The organism is Streptomyces sp. SAI-170, assembly GCF_049739565.1.
Lineage (GTDB): Bacteria > Actinomycetota > Actinomycetes > Streptomycetales > Streptomycetaceae > Streptomyces.
The window spans coordinates 145,611-165,859 of sequence record NZ_JBMGQD010000001.1 but is presented as its reverse complement, the minus strand read 5'-3'; the positions used below and the strand labels follow the sequence as shown (position 1 = coordinate 165,859).

Genomic DNA, 20,249 nt, shown 5'->3' with positions numbered 1-20,249 from the left:
CCGTCAGGATCGGCGTCGAGTTGCCGAAACAGCATGTTCAGCGCGGTGGGCGGGTTGTCCAGGGAGGTCGAGGCGCGCCAGATCCCCATGGAGGGCGACCGCTTCCACATCGACCCGCAGGCAGCGACCGAGCTGTGCGACGAGAACACCATCGGCGTCGTCGGCATCCTCGGCTCGACGTATGACGGCTCCTACGAGCCGAGCGCGAAACTCTGTGCAGCTCTCGACTCCTTGCAGGAACGCACGGGCCTCGACATCCCTGTCCACGTCGACGGTGCCTCCGGCGCCATGGTGGCACCGTTCCTGGATCCCAACATGCCGACCTTCGCCCTGAACTTCTCCCGGCCAGGCGCACAAGTCGTCGCCCAGTACTGCACGTTCCTGCGACTCGGACGCCATGGCCATCGGGAGGTTCAGCAGGCCGCGAGGGACGTGGCCGGCCAACTCCCCGACGGAATCGAAGCCCTGGGAGATTTCTGGTTGCTCACTCGCGGCACCCAGCTCCCGGCGCCGACGTTCACTACCGCACGGACATTCGGGCGTACGACGTGTTCGACGTCTCCCGGCGTTTGCGTGAGTACGGCTGGCTGGTCCCCGCGTACACCTTTCCGCCACATCGGGAGGACCTCGCCGTGTGGCGAGTCGTGTGCCGCAACGAATTCTCGTCAGACCTGGCGAATTTGCTGATCCAGGATCTGAGTCGACTGCTGCCGGAATTGAGAGCCCAGCCGTACCCGCTGGTCCTCGATCGTGCCGCCGAGACGACGTTCCACCATGCCGAGCGCTGAAGCGGACCGCTGACAGATGCACCGCTCCGTTTGCAGGCTGCCGGGCATAGCGCTTTCGTTGAACCACCGCCGAGAAACCGGGAGTATTCATGTCGACGTCGCCTTTCGGGTTCGGGTCGTCGGATCCGTTCAGTGAGATGCTGAACCGCTTCTTCGGTATGTCGCCCGCGTCGTCGCCCCCGGCAGTGCAGCGGGTGCCGATCGGCCGGTTGCTGACGGATGCGTCCCAGGAACTTCTGAATCTGGCGGCGCGAAGGGCCGTGGAGGACGGGACCTCGGATCTCGACACCGAACATCTGCTGTGGGCTGCCACCCAGGTCGATCCCGCGCGCAGAGTGCTGGCCCAGGGTGGGGTGGACCCCGAGAAACTCGCCGCCACGATCGCCCAGGCGTTGCCCCGCGAGTCCGGCGAGCCCTCTGCCGAGCCCGGCCTCACGCCGGCGGCCAAGCGCATCCTGGCCGCAGCCTTCCGTGAGTCGCAGGCAACCGGTGTCTCGTATATCGGCCCTGAGCACATCCTCGGCGCGCTGCTGTCCGACCCGGACTCCGGCGCGGGCCGGTTCCTGCGCGCCGAGGACTTGGACGTACGGAAGCTGCGCGGCGCCAGCGAGCAGGCCGCACGCGCCGAGAGCGCCGCCGCGCCGAAGGCGCCTGCCACGACGCTGGACGAGTACGGCCGGGACCTCACCGAGGAGGCGAGGGCGGGCAGGCTGGACCCGGTGGTGGGGCGGGCTGAGGAGATCGAGCAGACGGTGGAGATCCTGTCGCGGCGCTCGAAGAACAACCCGGTGCTGATCGGTGAGCCCGGTGTCGGCAAGACCGCGATCGTGGAGGGCCTGGCGCAGCGGATCGTGGCGGGTGAGGTCCCGGACACGCTGAAGGACAAGCGGGTCGTCTCGCTGGATCTGTCGGGGATGGTGGCGGGGGCGCAGTACCGGGGTCAGTTCGAGGAGCGGCTGAAGAAGGTCATCGAGGACGTCCAGCAGGCCGAGGGCGAGATCATCCTGTTCATCGACGAACTGCACACCGTCGTCGGGGCAGGTGCGAGTGGCGAGAGTTCGATGGACGCGGGCAACATGCTCAAGCCCGCCCTGGCGCGCGGTGAGCTGCATGTGGTGGGCGCGACGACGATCGACGAGTACCGCAAGCACATCGAGAAGGACGCCGCTCTGGAGCGCCGCTTCCAGCCGGTGATGATCCCGGAGCCGACCGTCGAGGAGACGGTCCAGATCCTCGAAGGGCTGCGGGACGCCTACGAGGCGCACCACCAAGTCCGTTTCGCCGACGGCGCGCTGGCCGCGGCCGCTGAGCTGTCCGACCGCTACATCAGCGACCGCTTCCTGCCCGACAAGGCCATCGACCTCATGGACCAGGCGGGCGCACGGGTGCGGCTGCGCAGCGCCTCGCGGTCCACCGAGGTCGTCAGCCGCGAGGACCGGCTGGCCAAGCTGCGGCGCGAGCAGGACCAGGCCGTTGCCGGCGAGGATTTCGAGAAGGCGTCGGAGCTGAAGCGGCAGATCGTCGAGCTGGAGGGCGAGCTCGCCGGGATCGAGGAGCGGCGTGAGGGGGTGGTGTCGGTGACGGCGTCCGACATCGCCGACATCGTCTCGCGCCGTACCGGCATCCCGGTCTCCCAGCTCACCGCAGACGAGAAGGAGCGGCTGCTGAAGCTGGAGAAGGAGATGCACGCCCGGATCGTCGGCCAGGACGAGGCCGTCACCGCTGTCTCGCAGGCCGTACGCCGCAACCGCGCGGGCATGGGCGACCCCAACCGGCCGGTCGGGTCGTTCCTGTTCCTCGGGCCGACCGGTGTGGGCAAGACCGAGCTCGCCAAGACCCTCGCCGAGCTGCTGTTCGGCGACGAGGACCGGATGATCCGGTTCGACATGAGCGAGTTCCAGGAGAAGCACACCGTCGCCCGGCTGGTCGGCGCCCCGCCTGGATACGTCGGCTACGACGAGGCCGGTCAGCTCACCGAGAAGGTGCGGCGCAAGCCGTACAGCGTCGTGCTGTTCGACGAGGTGGAGAAGGCGCACCCCGACGTCTTCAACACGCTGCTGCAGATCCTGGACGACGGCCGGCTCACCGACGCCCAGGGCCGCACGGTCGACTTCCGGCACACGGTCGTCATCATGACGTCCAACATCGGCGCCCAGCGCATCCTCGCGCACGAGGGCGACGCCGCCGAGCTGAAGGACGAGCTGATGGAGGACCTGCGGGCCCGGTTCCTGCCGGAGTTCCTCAACCGCATCGACGACATCATCGTCTTCCACAGCCTCACCGAGCAGGACCTGTCCGAGATCGTCGACCACCTCCTGGACCGCAGCAAGCACAAGGTGCACGGACAGGGCATGACGCTGGAGGTCACCGAGGCGGCGAAGAAGCTGCTCGTCGCGCACGGCTACCAGCCGGAGTTCGGTGCCCGGCCGCTGCGCCGCACGATCCAGACCGAACTCGACAACCGCGTCGCCGAGATCCTCCTCACCGGCGACGCCGAACCCGGCGACACCATCGTCGCCGACCTGAAGGACGACTCCCTGCACTGCACCGTGCGTAAGGAGGACTCCAAGGAGAAGCGCGACAAGGACATCTGAGGCGGCGACGTGACGTCGGCCGCTGGACGACCGGAGGTGGAAGGCATGGTCCACCATCACAAAACCAATCAGCAGGTCGAGGGCAATCCGGACACCGGTCACGGAAGGGGCATGCCACGTCGGCCCGACGCAGACGAGCTCCAGGCACGGACCGTGTGGGAGCGCCGCGAGGCGGGTCTGCCGGACAGCTCCGCGGACGAGCACGACGAGGCCGCGGGCAACAGCTGAGACGGCGAAAGCGCAAGGTGGCTGGGGCTGAGACGGTACCGGTGGATAGGGAAGATCTCTGGAGGTACCGTACTTTTATCCGAAATCGCTCACCCGAATGATGCGGATCTCACCCCCGGAGGAGGCTTTCATGTCCTCGAAGCGACGCCGGAAGAAGAAGTCGCGCCGGAACAAAGCCGCGAACCATGGACGTCGGCCCCAGTGCTGACCACGGCCTTCATGACGCCTCTGTGCGGAGGGAGGTGCTGGACGGTACGGCGGTAGCCGGGCGGCCGGGGAAGGACCTGCACGATGGATGAGGCAGACACCGCCTTCCCCGTCGAGGGCAGGGACGAGGAGCCGAAGGCGGCGCCGCCGGGCGTGCTGCTCGACCTGCTCGGTGTGTCCGCTGTCGTCCTGGACAGGAGCGGACGGATCGTGTTCTGGAGCCCGCAGGCCGACGACGTGTTCGGCTACACCGCCCAGGAGGCGCTGGGAAAGTACGCGGTCCGCCTGCTGGTGCACAAGGAGCATCGCTACCGGGTGATGCGGTGGTTCTCCGAGATCCGGGACGCCGGGGCGAGCTGGGCGGGTGCGTTTCCCGTCCGGCACAAGGACGGCAGCACGCGCGTGGTGGAGTTCCGCAACATGCGGCTGTTGGACGACCTGGGAGACGTCTACGTCCTCGGCATCGCGGCGGACCAGGCCATGGTGCAGGACCTGGAGACGAAGCTGGCGCTGTCCGACCACCTGGTGTCCCAGTCGCCCGTCGGTGTGGCGCTCCTCGACACCGACCTGCGGTATCTGCTGGTCAACCCGGCACTGGCCCGCATCAACGGCGTACCGGCCGCCGAGCACGTCGGCCGCCGGCCTCGTGACATCCACCCCAGATACGCCGAGATCATCGAGTCCACGCTGCGGCAGGTGCTGACCACCGGCACGCCACTGATCGACCGCCATGTCGTCGGCCGCACCAGCGCCGACCCCGACCACGATCACGCGTACTCCGTGTCCTACTACCGGCTGACCGGGCCCAACGGCCGGGTGATCGGCGTGGCGAACTCGGTCGTCGACGTGACCGAACGACATCTGGCCGCGGCGGAGGCGGAACGTGCCCGGCGCCGCCTGGCGCTGCTCGCGGACGCCTCGGCGCGCATCGGGACCACTCTGGAGGTGACGCGGACCGCCCAGGAACTCGCGGCGGTCGCGGTACCGGACCTGGCCGACGTGGCGGCCGTGGACATTCTCGACGCGGTCCTGTCCTGCCGCCGTGCCGCGAAGCCGGGCGTCGGCCCGGAGCTGTTCCGGGCGCTCGCCGTGGCCGCGGCGTACCCGACCGAAGTGACCGGCGCCGCGGACCCGGTCGGGGAACTCGCCTCCTACGGCGCCGACCGGCTCGTCACACAGTGCGTGCGTACCGGACAGCCGGTCGTCGTCCCGCACGTCGGGCGGGAGGATCTGCTGCGCATCGCCCGGGACCGCGAGGCGGCCGACGTACTGGCTGCCGCCGGGGTGCACTCCTACATGGCCGTGCCCCTGATCGCCCACAACGAGGTCCTCGGCGCATTCGACGTGCTGCGCGCCCGCAACCCCGTCCCCTTCGACGACGACGATGTCGTCCTCGCCCGAGAACTGGCCGCCAGAGCGGCCGTGGCCATCGACAACGCCCGCTGGCACGAGAGCGTCCGCAACTCCGCCGAGACCTTGCAGCGCAGTCTGCTGCCGGGCCACCATCCGCCCCGGCTCGCCGGACTGGACGTCGCCTCGCGCTACGAGCCCGCCCAGGCCTCCAGCGAGATCGGCGGCGACTGGTACGACGTACTCCCGCTCGCCGGCGACAAGACCGCGCTCGTCGTGGGCGACGTCATGGGCAACGGCATCGACGCCGCCGCGGCGATGGGCCGCCTGCGCGCCGCCACCTGCGCCTACGCCGACCTCGGCATGGCCCCGCACGAGATCCTCCAGCACGTCGACAAGATCACCTGCGGGCTCGAGCACTTCATCGCCACCTGCGTGTACGCCGTGTACGACCCGCACCGGCACCGCGTCGAGATCGCCAACGCCGGACATCTGCCCCCCGCCGTGCTGCCCGACGGCCGGCCCCCCTCCCTGCTCACCCTCCCCGCCGGTGCCCCCCTCGGCGTCGGCGGGGTCCGTTTTCGGACGACCTCCTTCGACCTGCGGCCGGGCGACCGGCTCGTGCTGTACACCGACGGCCTCGTCGAGACCCGCGACGACCCCATCGACGTACGCCTGACCGCCCTCCTGAACGCCCTGGACGGCCGGCGCCGGCCACTGGACGCGACCTGCGACTGGCTCCTGAACACGCTGCGGCACCCGTACGACCATGACGACGTGGCGCTCTTGATCGCCGAGGCTCGCCCAGCTGAGACTGGGCGCAGGAACTCCTGAACGGATCGGACCGCACAGCAAAGGTTGTAACGACCGTCCACGGGCATCCAGCTATTCCACCGGCATACGAAACTGCAGGTCAGCGCTTTCTGGTTCGGGAGGTCGCCGGCCCGGGGGTCGGCGTGCTGAAAGCAAGGAGCAAGCTGAGCAAGCCACCCGGTGAGCAACAAGGCCGCCTGCGCGAGGGGACTGACTGCGAACCCCACGATGGGTCGGACCTACGCCGCTACGGCGGTGGCTCACCGGGCCGTGTCCTGGGGCCAGTTGGCTCCACCTGCGCCTGGCCACCGCCAGGGCTGCCGTCGGCCGCCGGGGGCAGGCCCGTGTCGCGGTGGGAGAGGCCGCGGTCGAGCAGGTGCCGGCTCGGAGCCGGTACGGCCCCCGGCCGGCGGTAGACGTACGGCGGTGCCTCGGACCCGCTGTCGTCGGCCGGCTCGCGGACGAGGTGGTGGTCGGGGGAGAGCGCGCACGCCGGATCGGTGCGGGCGGTGTCGCCGGTGAGGGCGAACGCCTGGCAGCGGCAGCCGCCGAAGTCCTCCTCCTGGCGGGGACAGCCCCGGCAGGGGCCGGTCATCCAGTCGGTGCCGCGGAAGCGGTTGAACGCGGGGGAGTGCTTCCAGATCCAGGCGAGCCGGCGGTCGCGGACGTTGGGCGGGTGAAGGTCCGGCAGGGAGGCGGCTGCCGGGCAGGGCAGCACCGTCCCGTCCGGCGCGACGGTGAGCGAGACCGCTCCCCAGCCGCCCATGCAGGGCTTGGCGATGCCGTCGAAGTAGTCGGGGACGACCCACACCAGGTCGATCCGCCCGGCGAGTTGCTCGCGGCGGCGCTCCACGGTCTCCCGGGCGCGGGCCAGCTGCTCGCGGGTGGGCAGCAGCGCGGCCCGGTTGAGCAGGCCCCAGCCGTAGAACTGCGCGTTGGCCAGTTCGATGCGGTCCGCACCCCAGGTCAGGCCCAGGTCGATGAGGGCGTCGACGGAGTCGAGGTTGTCTCGGTGCAGCACGACGTTCAGGCCGAGCGGGATACCGACCCGGCGGACGAGCGCCGCGGCCCGTTCCTTGGCGGAGAAGGAGGACGGGCGTCCGGCGATGCGGTCCCCGGCCCGGGGGTCGGCGTGCTGGACGGACAGCTGGACACTGCGCAGCCCGGCCGCGATGAGAGCGGCGAGCCGGGCTTCGTCCAGGCCGGCGCCGCTCGTGACCAGTTGTGTGTAGATGCCGGCGGCCTCGGCGGCGGCAACGATCCGTTCCAGGTCCGGGCGCAGCAGCGGCTCGCCGCCGGAAAGATGTGTGTGGACGACGCCCAGTTCGCCGGCCTGACGCAGTACGTCGGTCCACTCGTCGGTGCTCAGCTCGGTGGAGCGACGGGCCAGTTCCAGCGGGTTCGAGCAGTACGGGCAGTGCAGCGGGCAGGCGTGGGTGAGTTCGGCGAGCAGGGCCCAAGGGGGTGCGGGCTGTTCGGCCGGCCCGGTGTTCACGGCGGCGGTCACGTCAGCCAGCCCTCCTGCCGCAGGCTGTCGAGGAAGGCGGGGACGGTGTCGGCCACCGGCGCGCCGGGGAAACGCTCGGCGAGCTCGCCGACGATCCCGGCCACCGTGCGCGTGCCGTCGCACAGGCCGACGACCGTGCCGCCTTGGCCTTGGAGGACGACCACGCGTTCCGGCAGGACGAGCAGGGCCGTGCCGCGCACGGCGTCGTGTCGCAGCATCAGCGCGGGGGCGAGCGCCGGGCGCCACGGGTCCGCGCTCTGCGGCATCACACGCGCTCCCGTACGTCGTCCCGACCCTGCGCCCGTTCGTCCTGCCCGGGCCCTCCCACGTACTGCTGGACGGCGTCGAGCAGGGACCACAGCACATCGCACTTGAAGGAGAGCGCGGCCACGGCCCGCTCCTGGGCCTCGCGGGTTCGGGCCCACTCCATGACGAGGTCGAGCGCCTCGGCACTGTCACGCCGGCCCTGGTCGACGCGGGTGCGGAAGTAGGCGAGCCCGTCCGGCGCGATCCAGGGGTAGTGGCGCTCGAACGCCTCGATCCGCAGCCGCATGAGATCGGGAGCGGTCAGCTCGGTGAGCGAGGCGGCGACGGCCTCCAGGGGGGAGCGGAGGCGGCAGAAGTTGACGTAGCCCTCCACGGCCAGCCGGACACCCGGCAGCACGGTTTCGCCCGACAACAGCGTCTCGCGGTCCAGGCCGGCCGCCTCGCCGAGCCGCAGCCAGCGCTCGATGCCGCCCTCGCCGTCGGCACGACCGTCATGGTCCTCGATCCGCCGCAGCCACATGCGGCGCAGCCGCGAGGAGTCCAGCTTCGCGAGGATCAGCGCGTCCTTGACCGGGATGTGGCGCTGGTAGTGGAAGCGGTTGGCGATCCAGCAGCGCACTTCGTCCGGGCCGAGGCCGCCCTGGTGCATGCGGATGTTGAAGGGATGGCGGTCGTGGTAGCGGTCCCGGCCCACCGTGCGCAGGCGTTCCTCGAACTCCGCGCGGCTCCAGGGCTTCGCCGGCGGGGCGAGTGTCGTGGTCACAGCTCGATCACCATTCCGTCGTCGGCCACCTCGAGGCCCAGCCGGGCGAGCCGCTTGTGCTGCGGCGCGGCGGGGTCGACGAGGGGGTTGGTGTTGTTGAGGTGGGTGTAGAGGCAGCGGGCGGGCAGCGAGGCGAGGACGGCGGCGGTGCCGTCCGGTCCGTCGATGGGCAGGTGCCCCATGCCCGTGGCGGTGCGGGAGGAGATGCCGGCGCGGCGGGGTTCCTCCTCGTCCCAGAACGTGCCGTCGACGATGACGCAGTCGGCCTCGGCGGCGGCCTGGTGCAGCGCGTCGGACCAGGTGGCCACTGCCGGGGCGTACAGGGCGGTCCGGCCGGTGACCGGGTCGTACAGGCGCAGCGCGACGACCCAGGCGTCGTCCTCGGGGGCGTCGGCGGCGTAGCGCGGGCGTTTGCCGGAGACGGGCACGGCGCTGATCCGTAAGCCGGATCCGGCAGGGCCGCTCGCGTCGGCGAGGAGCGGCTGTGTCCCCCGGGACCGCAGCTCCCGCCAGCTCAGGGTGGTGTACGGGGCGAGGACCGTGCCGAGACCGAGTCGGGTTTCCACCGCCTCGCGGACCGGGGGCGTGGCGAGGATCTCCAGGCCGTCCGCCTCGCGCAGCCGCCCGATTCCCAGCGTGTGGTCGAGTTCGGCGTCGGTGAGGACGACTCCGGCGACCGGTGTCTGCCGGGGCCCGGGTCCGGGGTGGAGTTCCGGGTGGGCCTCGATCTGGTCGCCGATGTCGGGGGTGGCGTTGACGAGGTACCAGCGGCCCTCGTCGGCCCGGACGGCCAGCGAGGCGTGTCGGCGGCTCCGCCCGGGGTGGGCGCGTGCCCCGGAGCACCCGGGGCACGCGCAGTTCCACTGGGGGATGCCGCCGCCGGCCGCGGTACCGAGCACCTGCAGCAGCATGACGGCGGTTAGCGGACGCTGAGGGAGTAGGCGGTGACTTCCAGTGCGGTGTCGACGACCGCGTACCCGGGGGTCTGCCAGGCGGTGCGGTCGGTCTCCTCGGAGGTGGCCCGGCTGGGCTGCTCGGCCTGTTCGACGGCTTCGGTCATGGTGCGTACCTTCCTTTCGGCGAGGGGTGTTCGCCTCCCGGGTGCGGGAGGAGCCTTTCGGTCGACGGTCACTGTCCGACGGTCACTTTTCGACGGTCACCTTGAGGATGAGGTCGTCCTCGTTGCCGCGGTCGCTCGTGCCCAGCCACAGCTGGTCGGCGCCGGGGACCTTGGCCAGTGCGCGCAACCGGCCGTAGGTGCCGTTGTAGTGGGCTGTCGCGGGTCCGACGTCCTCGCCGGTCGCGTCGATCGGAATGCGCCACAGTCGGCGGCCGCTCAGCGTAGAGGCGTAGACCACGTCGTCGACGACCGCGATCTGGGCGGGCACGCCTCCCTCGTCGGGGTCCCAGACCATCTTCGGGTTCGTCATACCCGCGACGGAACAGGAGCCCTCACAGGTCGGCCAGCCGTAGTTCCCGCCCGGCTCGACGAGGTTGAGTTCGTCCCAGGCCTCCGCGCCGATCTCGGTCGACCACAACTGTCCGGCGCTGTCCCAGGCCAGTCCTTGGGGGTTGCGGTGACCGTAGCTGTAGACGCGTGTTCCGAACGGGTTTCCGGGAGCCGCGGCACCGTTCTTGGTGATGCGCAGGATCTTTCCGTTGAGTGACGTCTTGTCCTGCGCCAGCTTCTTCTGCGAGGCGTCACCGGTGGTGACGTACAGATATCCGTCGGGCCCGAAGGCGATCTTTCCGCCGTTGTGCTGGTTGTCCCGGGTGATGCCCGTCAGGACGGGGGTGTAGCCGCTCAGCCGGGTGCCGTCGAACTTCATCTTGACCACCCGGTTGTCCTCGAGTGTGGTCTCCATGAAGAACACGTCCTGGTCGGTCGTCCCGTTCCAGGTCGGTGACACCGCGACACCCAGCAGGCCGCCCTTGTCCTGCGTCTCCTCGCTCCACACCGCGTTCGGCACCGTGCCGACGTTCTGCTTGGCGCCGTCGAGGGCGATCTTCCAGACCACGGCGGTGTCGCGTTCCGTCACCAGCGCCGCCTTGTGGCCCCGGAGGAACGAAATCCCCCAGGGAGTCGTCAGACCGTCCGCGAGCGTGCTGATTCCTGACGGTGCGCCCTGCGCACGGGGAACGGCGGGCGGTTCCGCGGCCGTCGCGGGCGGCCCGGACAGACCGAGGGTCATGACGGCGGCGGCAGCGGAGAACGCGGCCATGCCCGGACGGACCCGAGGCAGCGCCGAATGCGCCAAGCGTGACATCCTGATGCCTTTCCTGTGGTGGCGCGGCCGCGTGATTCCGGGGAAACGGCGCGGCCGACTGCGGTACGAGGGGGTGCTCATCGCTGCGCCGCACCGTGGTGAACCCGGTGAAAAGGGCGTGGGCCGGAGCGTGGCAATGCCTCTTTTCTGGAGTATCAGGCGCCCCCTGAGGCAATGGCCACCGGGACCGGTCCATCTTGCTGACGGGCCGTTTCCGGCGTCGGGACTGCGGATATCAGTGAGCTTGTGCGCCCACTCGACCGCCGTCGTCCCACCGGCGCCGAGAAGTCCCTCCCACGGGTGACCCCATGCCGCGCGGGTGGCTGAAGTCGTCACGGGGTCGGCGTAGGGGTCGGGCTCGGAGGCGGGGTGGAGGGGGACGTCGTAGGCGGGGTGGAGGGGGACGGCGTAGGCGGGGCGGAGGGGGACGTCGGCGCGGGCGAGGCGTCCGTGACGCCGGCGTCGATGCAGTTGACGAACTGCACGAAGGGGACCCGGCCCGTACCGTCGTCGACCGCGAAGTCACCTGCCGTATGGCTGCGGAGCAGACACATGTCGTAGCGGGCGCGGACCGGGAGGGGGTCTGTCGCGGTGACCGGCCGGTATTCGTGCCGGCCCACCAACTGGCAGGAGTCGTAGCGGATCAGCGGCCCGCGCGGACCCACGGCGTAGCGGTGCGAGCGGACATCGTTGGAGAAGTCCTGGTAGGCGAGCCCGGTGTCGTCGCAGTCGCTGAAGTGGACGATGCCGCCGTTCCATCTGCAGTCGATGACGACCACGTCGGGGTTGCGCACCTCGAAGCGGATGTCCTGGGCGTGGAACCGTTGCACGGAGTCGTGGTGCTCGGCGACGGGGAAGCGGAAGAACGTGCTGGTGGTGCCGTACTCGGGGGTGCTCGTGGGACGTCTGCCCGTGATGATGTACGAGCCGCCCCGGCAGGTGATGGAACCGCCGTAGGGGAACTCCAGGAAATTGCCCCACTCGTATTCGACCTTCATGTCGGTGAACCAGTAGTTGAGGAACTGGTCCTGGTCGTTCGGGTCCTGCTGTCCGTCCCGCGTCAGCCCGGAGTACAGGAACGCCCGGCGATAGCGGCCGCCGACCCGGCAGGCCTCCCAGCGCATCTCCGAGTTGGTGTCCGTGCCGCTCAGGGCGAGCCCGTACTCCCATTCCCCCATCCACTCGCACTCGGAGAACCGGTAGTCCTGCGCCTGCCCGGTCGAGTACGAGTCGAAGAAGGAGGCGCCTGGTGTGGCCGAGTTGAACTGCATGCGTTCGAAGGAGATGTTCGACCACAGGTCCTCGTTCCGGCAGAGATAGGAGCCCGGGCCGGTCTTGGGACGGAAGACGAGACTGGTCATACGGCGGCCCGCGCCGGAGAACCGCAGGCCGCTCGCGGGCTGCGAGGGAGCGACACCGTTCAGCAGCGCGTGCGGGCGGGTGATGAGGAACTCGCCGGCGGGGATCTCGATCACCACACGGCCGGCGCCCTCGGAGACGCGCGCGGCGGCGAACGAGTAGGCGATCTCGAAGGCTGCGCTGTCGTCGGTCCGCCCGTCGCCCACCGCGCCCAGATCGGCCACGTTGACCACGGTGTCCGGCTTGGCCGACGTGCGCGGGAGGGCGCATGCGCTGCGGGTGGACAAGGCCGTCGCAGCCAGCAGCGAGGCGCCGCCACGCAGAAGATGCCGACGGGTGACACGGGACATCGAACCTCCCCACTCTGTCATAATCTCCTTCTTTCCACCTGTTTCATCCCTTCCAACCCTTTAAGCACTTTTGTTCGCTTCTCAGCGCTTTCATCGTCAAGGAGGGACATGACCGGGTTCGTTGAGGTGCTCCGGCATATGTCGGCCGCACAGAAGCCCGCGAAGGGGGTGTCGGTCTACACCCTGTTCGTCAACCGTCCGGCCGGCCGCGTTCTGGCGGCGCTGGCCTATCGCGTCGGTGCGACGCCCAATCAACTGACAGTGCTCGGCGCCCTGTTCACCTTTCCCGCCCTGGCCGCCGTGGCCTTGGTGCGACCCGGTCCGGGGCTGTCGGTGTGCGTCTGTGCGGCCCTGGCCGTCGGGTTCGCCCTCGACGCGGCGGACGGACAGCTCGCCCGCACGCAGCGCTCGGGCAGTCCGTCCGGTGAGTGGCTGGACCATGTGCTGGACTGCGTCAAACTGGTCACGGTGCACCTGGTCGTCCTGGTGTCGTTCTACCGCTTCTTCGCCCTGCCCAGCCAGGTCTTCCTGCTGGCCCCCATGCTGTTCGAGCTGGCGGCCGTGGTCATCTTCTTCGCCGGGATTCTGACGGAGCAGCTCAAGCGGCAAGCGGGGTCCCCGTGGCCGGCGGCCCCGGCGTCGGCGGACGTGTCGCCCGCGGCCCCGATGCTGGCGGAGCCCGTACCGGCCCTGCGGTCCGTGTTGCTGCTGCCGGTCGACTACGGCGTGACCTGCGTCAGCTTCCTATTCCTTGGCAGTCAGCACGTCTTCCTTTCCGTCTACTGCACATTGCTGCTGGCCCACCTCCTGTTCATGGCGGCCTTCCTGGTCAAGTGGTTCCGCGAGCTGCGCTGAGGGGAACTCCGTGGGCTGGTGCCGGGAGAGCAGCTCCAGGGAGTCGCGCAGCAGTGTGCTGGAGGTGTGCATGGTGTAGGGGAAGTAGACGACCTCGACACCGACCCGTGCGAAACGCCGTTCCAGCTCCACCCACTTCGGGGTTCCCCGCCAGTCGTCGCCCTTGAAGATGACGTGGAAACCGAGGCGCTTCCACGTCTCCAGCTTGTCCTCCTCCGACTCGGCGACGGCCACGTCGACGCAGCGCAGGTTGCTGACGATCTCCAGGCGCTCGGTGAACGGGACGACGGGCGGTCTGCCCTTGAGGCGCTGTACGAGGTCGTCCGTGGTGACCCCGACGATGAGGCGGTCGCAATGCCGGCGCGCCTGGCGCAGGATGTTGAGATGGCCGACGTGGAACAGGTCGTAGACGCCGGGCGCGAATCCGATGCGGGTCATGTCCATGGGGCACTCGCAACGGTCGTCGCCCTCGCGGGCACGGTCACCTGCAACGGCTCGGACTTCATGGAGGTGTTGGTCCCGTCCGTCACCTCGATCCGGTACTTCTGACGGGTGCCGGCGGCCACGGAGTCGGTGAAGCTCATCCACGGGCGGTCCCAGTAGACGGACGACTGCTGCTGCGTGGAGATCAGGCGGTCGTTGCGGTAGAGCCGGTAGGTGAGTGACGCGTCGTCCCGGTCCCACGAGGCCTTCCAGCGCAGGGTGACCTGTCCGGACTGCTGCGCGGCGAGCGAGAGGGCGGGAACCGCCGGTGCCTCGGTGTCGGGACCGGAGCCGAAGCGGGTGAGGCTCTGTTGGGGTGTGCCGTTGACCCGGGTGAACTCTCCGCCCACCCAGATGACTCCTCGGCCGACCGTCAGCGCGCGCGGTCCCACCTGTTCCCCGATCCCTTCGTTGGTGTCGGGGAACCAGTGCAGGATGCTGCTGTCCTGGGGCGACTGGGCCAGCAGGTGCTGCCGGTCCTGCCGGTCGGGGAACCCGCCCGGTGTCTTGCTGCAGTCGTGGGCGTGCGAGGCGCTGTAGAGGACGCCGCGGTACGGCAGGACGGCCTGCGTGGCGCCGAGGCAGTCGTCCTTCCACACCATGCTGTCGTCGTCCAGGCGGCCCGCGATACGGCCGTCGAAAATGCCCCAGCCGTGGCCTTCGGCAGCCACGTAGAAGCGGGTGGCGTCCTGCGCGATCGACTTCACCACCGAGCGGGGTGGTAGCCAGCCCGGGTAGGAGCGCACGAGGGCGCCGCTGGTGCTGTTCAGGGCGGCCAGCGAGCGGGCGCGGTGACCGTCGACGTGCTCGAAGTCCCCGCCGACGTAGATCTTTTGACGTGAGGGCACCACCGACAGGGCGCGCACCGAGGCGTCGACGTCGGCCCGGAACGTCTGCAGGGCGCCCTTGGGGGTGAAGGCGGCGATGTGCTGCCTGATCTGGCCGTCGACCCGGCGGAAGTCACCGCCGAGATAGACCGTGCGGTCCGTGGCGTCGATCGCCCGGACGGTCGCGGACACCTCAGGCCGGAAGTCCTTGCGCAGCGTGCAGTCGGCCGTGTTCAGGGCGACGGCGCTCGCCACGCCGGTCGGTCCGACACGGCTGAAGGAGCCGCCCACGTACAGCACCCGGCCGTCCGGTGAGGCCTTGAGGGCGCGGACGGTGCCTGCCCCTCCGGTGAACGACTGCGCGCAGGGCAGCAGGGCTCCGGTCGCCGCGTCGAACGCGGCGAAGTTGCGGCGCGGGACCTCCTGGACGCCGGGTTCCGCGCCCGGCGGACGCACCGAGTCGAAGGTTCCCCCGACATAGACGACACCACGGGCGTACGCCATCGACCAGACGATGCCGTTCGTCTGCCACGTGGTCAGCGGATCGGCGGTGAACGCCGCCCCGGCCTCGCCGGCGGCCAGGGCGGGAGTGGGACGGAACAGGGCGGCGGAGCACAGGAGGGCGGCGGCGACCGCAGTGGTGGCCGCCCTCGGCGGGAGCTTTCTCAGGCGCAATGGACACCCCGGATGGCAGTGGTGTGGGCGACACGCGGGGAATGACACATGCCTGCTGAGCCCGGACCGTACGACCCTGTCTGGGCTCACGCAGCGCGACGGCGCAGAACTCCGACCAGCTCGCTCACTCCCAGCGGCCTGCGATACCACCACAAACTAGTAGCAAATACACACATTCCCAAAGCCATCCCGGCGGCGAGTCCTGACGTGGTGTCACCGGTCAGTGAGCGCACGGCCGCCAGCACCACCGACACGGCGAGTCCGGCGCAAAGTGCGACGGTGTAGCCGCGGTCCACGGTCGTGAAGCCGAGCCGGAAACGGATGAGGAGGGCGGCCGAGAGGTTCTCCACGACGATGGCCGCGCCCCAGGACAGGGCAGCCCCCAGAACCCCCCACCTCGGCACGGTGAGCAGCCCGACCGTCAGTTGCACCGCGAACGCCGCCCCGGTGACGGCCAGATGCCAGGAACTCCTGCCGGACATCAGCAGCACGGTCTGGGCGTTGCCCACCGCGACGTTGACCATCGAGGCACCGCACAGTACGACGAGGGCGGGCGCGCCCTGGACGAACTCCGGACCGAACACCGACAGCACGGTCCCCGGGAAGCCGGCGACGACGGCGAACAGCGGCCAGGAGAAGAGCACGACCCAGCAGGTCGACACCCGGTGCAGATGGCGCGCCTCGGCGATCTGCTCGACGGCGAGCAGCCGGCTGATCTGTGGCGCCACGGCGAGCCGGACGGCCAGTTGCAGCAGAGTGCCCGCCGTGACCACGCGGCCGATGGCGGTGTAGACGCCCGCGTCGGCGCTGGTGGCCAGCGCGGAGAGCAGGATGACGCCGACCCACACCGCGCTGAAGTCGAACACCGACGAAATCGCGCGAGGCGCCGCGAAGCTCCAGAAGGCACGCCAGGGAACGGCTCCGCGCACGGCCGGATATGTGGTGCCGCGGGCGGCGCGGCAGTGGCGCAGGGCCAGCCACGCGGCCACGGTGCCGGCCAGGGCGGGCAGCAGCCAGGCCGCGGCCATGGGCAGCATGCCCGGCGCGTACACGGCCACGGGGACGGCGATCAGCAGCCGCAGCACGGGTTTGCCGATCTGCTCGACGCCGACGAACGGCACCACGGTGCCGTGGCCCTGATTGGCGCCGAGCAGGACCAGTCCCACGGTGGCGACGGGCAGGAACAGCCCGAAGAGCCGTACCAGAGTGATCGCGTCGGCCGGCCGCAGATGCGGCAGGAGCGTGGTGGCCACCGCGGGGCACAGCAGCAGGGGGAGGGCGGCCGCCGTACTGGCCACGACCGCTGGCACGAGGGCCGCGCGCAGCAGACCGCCCACCGAGCGCCCGCCGCCCACCGCGATGTCGCGCGAGACGAAGCGGACGAGCCCGGTGTCGGCGCCGAGCTTGCAGGTGTGGCTGAGGATGGTGAACAGCGCCACGCCCGTGAAGACCGCTCCTGCTCCCTGCGCTCCGAGCGCACGGGTGATCAGGCCGACGAAGACGAAGGCGAGGACGGCGTTGGTCGCCGAACCGGCCGCCCCCCACCACCCGCCTCGCGCGGCGGCGGCCACGCTGTTCGGGGCGGGGGCGGTCGCTTCCGGGGCGGTCACCCGCGAGAGGCCGAGAGCGTGTCGTCCTGCGCGGGAAGCTCCACGACCGGCGTGGTGGCCTCCGCCTCCCCGGCGCTGCCCGGGCGGCGCCGCAGGAGGGCACGCAGACGTCCGCGCCGGTGGCCGGCGTCCAGCACGGCGCCGAGCAGGGTGCCGCCGGAACAGTCGATCAGCTCGCGCACCCGCTGCAGATCGTCCCGCCGGGTGGTGTCGAGGGCGACGACCAGCAGGACGGCGTCGACGCGCTGGGCGATGGCCAGAGCGTCCGCGTGGTCCAGGAGCGGCCGGCTGACGACGACCGCGGTACGGGCGTCGAACCCGGCCGGCAGCCGGTCGACGGTGGCGGACACGCCGGCCGGGGCGGGCGAACCGGTGCCGCCGGTGGAGCAGCAGGCGAACCGCCCGGCGGTGCCGGCGTCGACGAGGACGCTCCCGTGGGGCAGGTCGCCCTCCGCGGGTGTGTGTGCGTCGTCCGGGAGCAGCGGCAGCCGGGCGGTGAGCGCGGGAGTGTCGGGGTCGGTGTCCACCAGCAGCACCTCCTCGCCGCACTCCGCGAGGGCCGCGGCCAGGTTCACGGCGACGCCCTCGGCGGCGGCGTCGCGGCGGGGGGCCACGACGAGGATCCGGCCGGTGTCGGCGGGCGGGCCCGAGCGGCGCAGGCGGTAGGCCAGGGCGCGCAGGGTCTCGGCCCGGTCACCGCCCAGGCGGCCGACCGTCAGCAGGGCGTCGTCCTCGTGCTCGTCGCGCCCGCGGGGCAGCAGACCGAGCACGGGGCTGCCCAGCGCGGTCCGGACATCTGCCGCCGACCGGACGCGGCTGTCGAGGGCCGAGCGCAGCCAGGCCAGCAGGATGCCGAGGGCCAGTCCGACCGCCAGTCCCAGCGTGAGCAGAGTCGGCCAGCCGGGCCCCGAGGGCCGGGCGGGCGCCTCGCCGCGACGGACGATGTCGCCGCCGTCGGTGTCCCGGGAGTTGATCTCGACGATGCGCTCCTGCAGCGAGTCCAGCTGGCTCTGCACCGCTTTGGTGACCTCGTCCTCCTTGTTCTGCTTCCTTGCCGCCTCCACCGTCTTGATCTGCTGCTCCACTGTGCGGGTGGCCCGCTGCGCGGCGGCTTCGTTACGGGCCTTGCGGTCGGCCAGATAGGCCTCGGCGAAGGCGTTGGCGCCGCGCGCCGCACGCCCCGGGGTGTCGGCTGTGAACTCGAAGCGCAAGACCTGGGACTTCGTCTGGTTGGTGATCCGCACATCGTCCTCGAGCGCGGCCGCACCGTCGGCCTGCCCCAGGATGCGGGCCGCGCGGACGGCGACCGCGGCGCTGGCGGCGATCTGCCGCTCGGTGCCCATGCTGACCTGGTTGTCGGCGGACACGCTGACCATGCCGAAGGGGTCGGCGGTGGAGCGTACGAGGACTTCGCTGGTCGAGGTGTAGGTGTGCGCGCCGGACAGGGCCAGGACGACGCCGCCGAGCAGTCCCAGGACGACGCCCAGGGCGATGACGGCGCGGTGGCGCAGCAGTCGGCGCAGTTGGTCGCGTAGCTGGTCCGGCTCGTCGTACCGGTCGTAGGAGTGGATGGGGGCGGTCACGTGGGCCCTCCTGTCGCGGGGAGCTGTGCGGGTCGGGTGGGTGCGGTCGGCGGCGCCGACGGGACAAGCCGGGGTGCGCGGGCGGTGGGGGTGGTGATGAGCAGGGGAACGGTCACCAGCAGCGCCAGCGGGCCCACGATCCCGAGCAGACTGCCGCGCAGAAAGATCATCTGGTAGAAGGCCAGAGCCGGGACCAGGAGCGTCGCGAGGGTGCCCGCCCGGTCGCGGAGCCGGTGGTGCACGTCGTCCAGACGCCGTCCGACCGCGCCGAGCAGGAAGAACACGGCGGCCACGGCGGGCGGGCCGGCCCACAGGTAGCTCTCGATCCACAGGGGGGCGGAGAGGTTGACGAAGTCGTAGCCGGCGTACTCGGCCAGAGCGATGCCGGTGTCCCCGGGCTTGTCCGGCCACACCGAGCGCGGGACCGCGAACAGCACGGGACCCAGCACGTCCTGCGGTGAGAACCCCTGGCCCCGCGCGAAGTCGATGCCCGTCTGCACCTGCTGGAAGGCGTCGTAGTCGCCGTTGGTGGTGAACTGTGCGGAAAGGGAGACGACGGTGAACTGCTCCCGGTCGCTGTAGCGGAAGTAGTCGCTGTACGGGAAGACCAGCAGCACGGTCGTGATGAGCGTGGCCGCGATGACGCGGAAGGCGCGGGGCCGGCACAGCCGGGGCATGGCGAACAGCAGGGTCAGCACGATGGTGCCGAACCAGAACCGCGGCTTGCTGACGGGGTTGTTGACGACGACGTTCAGTGCGAGGAGCAGCGGCAGCAGCAGATGGCGGGCGGCGCGCAGCAGACGGTCTCCACCGGGCGCGCGCGGTACGTGCAGCAGGCCCAGCAGGGCCCAGAGCGCGGGCACGGACAGGCACCAGCTGCGCAGGACCGACAGGAAGGCGTCGCCCGAGCCGTCGGCGGAGCCCGCCTCCCGCAGCGCCTGACGGCTCGTGAAGTACGCGGAGAGGCCTCCTGGCTGGCCGGGGACGAGCAGGACCGCCAGGACGAGGGCGAGCCCGCACAACGACAGCAGGCGCCAGGGCGCGAGGCGACGGGACAGCAGCCGTTCCACAAGCCCCGGCGAGCAGGCGGCGGACCTGGCCGCGCGGGTGCGCTCCCGGCGGGCGGCGACGGCGGTTCCCGCACTGTGCGCGAGAAGCCCCAGTTCGATGACGGCCACGGCCGTGAGGGCGGTCCCCTCGTCTGCCCGGTAGGACCATGGGAAGGCGTCGGTGGCGAGCTGCGCCAGGGGCGCGAGGCCGAGCCAGATGTAGGCGAAGACCCAGAAGCCGAGGGCGACGAGCTGCACCCTTGTCGCGGTGAGCACGCGGACGAGGGCCACACCGGTGTGCACCAGCACCACGCCCTGCACGGCGAGTGCGACCGACAGGTGCGTGCCGTCCGACTGGAGGATCAGCCCCGGCAGCAGGACCAGGAGGACCACGGCCCAGAGGGAGACCGCGGCCACGCTGCGAACGGGAACCTCTCCCCCCCGACAGTCTTCGCCAGTCGGGTTTTTCGCCTGAAAGTTCATCAACAGGGTTATAACGCCTGTATCCCGCCAATCCGTACAGGCGCGCGCGAATCCGGGGGCCCCGCGACGGCTGTCCGCTCAGCACCGTCATCGGGTGATGCGGGGACGCCGGACGGCGTGCCATTCATGGATAAACAGGACAAATGTGCATTCCTTGGTCACCGGACCATCCGATCTTCGGACAAAGGAGT

General features: G+C 70.6%; 15 protein-coding genes and 1 pseudogene. 4 read left to right on the top strand and 12 right to left on the bottom strand.

The window, feature by feature from the left end; genetic code table 11:
* Positions 1-63: 63 nt before the first annotated feature.
* The 3 genes and pseudogenes from RKD23_RS00800 to RKD23_RS00790 all read left to right on the top strand — a co-directional run.
* Positions 64-788, top strand: a pseudogene (locus RKD23_RS00800) (pyridoxal-dependent decarboxylase); the annotation flags it as partial.
* Positions 789-877: 89 nt separating this feature from the next.
* Complete coding sequence (locus tag RKD23_RS00795; RefSeq protein ID WP_424851755.1) at positions 878-3,382, top strand: ATP-dependent Clp protease ATP-binding subunit; 2,505 nt, start codon at positions 878-880, stop codon at positions 3,380-3,382.
* A gap of 519 nt (positions 3,383-3,901) precedes the next feature.
* A complete protein-coding gene (locus RKD23_RS00790) occupies positions 3,902-6,001 on the top strand; it encodes a SpoIIE family protein phosphatase (protein ID WP_424851754.1) in 2,100 nt (699 codons plus the stop codon).
* 226 nt (positions 6,002-6,227) lie between these two features.
* On the opposite strand, the gene pqqE is transcribed toward RKD23_RS00790, so the two are convergent.
* From pqqE to RKD23_RS00755, 7 genes are all read right to left on the bottom strand, one after another.
* Positions 6,228-7,487 carry a pyrroloquinoline quinone biosynthesis protein PqqE gene (gene pqqE / locus RKD23_RS00785; RefSeq protein ID WP_424851753.1) on the bottom strand — a complete coding sequence of 420 codons (1,260 nt, stop codon included), beginning with the start codon at positions 7,485-7,487 and terminating at the stop codon, positions 6,228-6,230.
* On the bottom strand, positions 7,484-7,753 hold the full coding sequence (pqqD, locus tag RKD23_RS00780) for a pyrroloquinoline quinone biosynthesis peptide chaperone PqqD (protein ID WP_424851752.1): 270 nt from the start codon (positions 7,751-7,753) through the stop codon (positions 7,484-7,486). Before pqqD ends, pqqE begins: the two co-directional genes overlap by 4 nt.
* A complete protein-coding gene (gene pqqC / locus RKD23_RS00775) occupies positions 7,753-8,517 on the bottom strand; it encodes a pyrroloquinoline-quinone synthase PqqC (protein WP_424851751.1) in 765 nt (254 codons plus the stop codon). Before pqqC ends, pqqD begins: the two co-directional genes overlap by 1 nt.
* Positions 8,514-9,428: a pyrroloquinoline quinone biosynthesis protein PqqB gene (gene pqqB / locus RKD23_RS00770; protein ID WP_424851750.1), complete on the bottom strand. Its 915-nt coding sequence runs from the start codon at positions 9,426-9,428 to the stop codon at positions 8,514-8,516. Before pqqB ends, pqqC begins: the two co-directional genes overlap by 4 nt.
* 8 nt (positions 9,429-9,436) lie before the next feature.
* A complete protein-coding gene (pqqA, locus tag RKD23_RS00765) occupies positions 9,437-9,577 on the bottom strand; it encodes a pyrroloquinoline quinone precursor peptide PqqA (protein WP_424851749.1) in 141 nt (46 codons plus the stop codon).
* Positions 9,578-9,659: 82 nt separating this feature from the next.
* Positions 9,660-10,739: a PQQ-dependent sugar dehydrogenase gene (locus RKD23_RS00760; RefSeq protein ID WP_424851748.1), complete on the bottom strand. Its 1,080-nt coding sequence runs from the start codon at positions 10,737-10,739 to the stop codon at positions 9,660-9,662.
* A 377-nt stretch (positions 10,740-11,116) separates the two neighbouring features.
* On the bottom strand, positions 11,117-12,493 hold the full coding sequence (locus RKD23_RS00755; RefSeq protein ID WP_424851747.1) for a glycosyl hydrolase family 28-related protein: 1,377 nt from the start codon (positions 12,491-12,493) through the stop codon (positions 11,117-11,119).
* 108 nt (positions 12,494-12,601) lie between these two features.
* Between RKD23_RS00755 and RKD23_RS00750 the strand changes: the two genes are divergently transcribed.
* On the top strand, positions 12,602-13,348 hold the full coding sequence (locus RKD23_RS00750; RefSeq protein WP_424851746.1) for a CDP-alcohol phosphatidyltransferase family protein: 747 nt from the start codon (positions 12,602-12,604) through the stop codon (positions 13,346-13,348).
* Here the strand turns inward: RKD23_RS00750 and RKD23_RS00745 are convergent.
* From RKD23_RS00745 to RKD23_RS00725, 5 genes are all read right to left on the bottom strand, one after another.
* Positions 13,238-13,792 (bottom strand): adenylyltransferase/cytidyltransferase family protein, encoded by a 555-nt coding sequence (locus tag RKD23_RS00745; RefSeq protein ID WP_424851745.1) that lies wholly within the window; start codon positions 13,790-13,792, stop codon positions 13,238-13,240. The two genes, RKD23_RS00750 and RKD23_RS00745, sit on opposite strands and share 111 nt — an antisense overlap.
* Positions 13,783-15,333: a fibronectin type III domain-containing protein gene (locus RKD23_RS00740; RefSeq protein ID WP_424851744.1), complete on the bottom strand. Its 1,551-nt coding sequence runs from the start codon at positions 15,331-15,333 to the stop codon at positions 13,783-13,785. The genes RKD23_RS00745 and RKD23_RS00740 overlap by 10 nt, the downstream gene beginning before the upstream one ends.
* A gap of 86 nt (positions 15,334-15,419) precedes the next feature.
* On the bottom strand, positions 15,420-16,943 hold the full coding sequence (locus RKD23_RS00735) for an oligosaccharide flippase family protein (RefSeq protein WP_424851743.1): 1,524 nt from the start codon (positions 16,941-16,943) through the stop codon (positions 15,420-15,422).
* Positions 16,940-18,526, bottom strand: a complete 1,587-nt coding sequence (locus RKD23_RS00730; RefSeq protein WP_424851742.1) for a hypothetical protein — start codon at positions 18,524-18,526, stop codon at positions 16,940-16,942. The genes RKD23_RS00735 and RKD23_RS00730 overlap by 4 nt, the downstream gene beginning before the upstream one ends.
* A complete protein-coding gene (locus RKD23_RS00725) occupies positions 18,523-19,992 on the bottom strand; it encodes a hypothetical protein (RefSeq protein WP_424851741.1) in 1,470 nt (489 codons plus the stop codon). The genes RKD23_RS00730 and RKD23_RS00725 overlap by 4 nt, the downstream gene beginning before the upstream one ends.
* Positions 19,993-20,249: the final 257 nt, after the last annotated feature.

Coding starts and splice junctions, on each gene's coding strand:
- RKD23_RS00795 (WP_424851755.1), top strand. CDS start 878: ATGTCGACGTCGCCTTTCGGGTTCGGGTCGTCGGATCCGTTCAGTGAG.
- RKD23_RS00790 (WP_424851754.1), top strand. CDS start 3,902: ATGGATGAGGCAGACACCGCCTTCCCCGTCGAGGGCAGGGACGAGGAG.
- pqqD (WP_424851752.1), bottom strand. CDS start 7,753: ATGCCGCAGAGCGCGGACCCGTGGCGCCCGGCGCTCGCCCCCGCGCTG.
- pqqB (WP_424851750.1), bottom strand. CDS start 9,428: ATGCTGCTGCAGGTGCTCGGTACCGCGGCCGGCGGCGGCATCCCCCAG.
- pqqA (WP_424851749.1), bottom strand. CDS start 9,577: ATGACCGAAGCCGTCGAACAGGCCGAGCAGCCCAGCCGGGCCACCTCC.
- RKD23_RS00760 (WP_424851748.1), bottom strand. CDS start 10,739: ATGGCCGCGTTCTCCGCTGCCGCCGCCGTCATGACCCTCGGTCTGTCC.
- RKD23_RS00755 (WP_424851747.1), bottom strand. CDS start 12,493: ATGTCCCGTGTCACCCGTCGGCATCTTCTGCGTGGCGGCGCCTCGCTG.
- RKD23_RS00750 (WP_424851746.1), top strand. CDS start 12,602: ATGACCGGGTTCGTTGAGGTGCTCCGGCATATGTCGGCCGCACAGAAG.
- RKD23_RS00745 (WP_424851745.1), bottom strand. CDS start 13,792: ATGGACATGACCCGCATCGGATTCGCGCCCGGCGTCTACGACCTGTTC.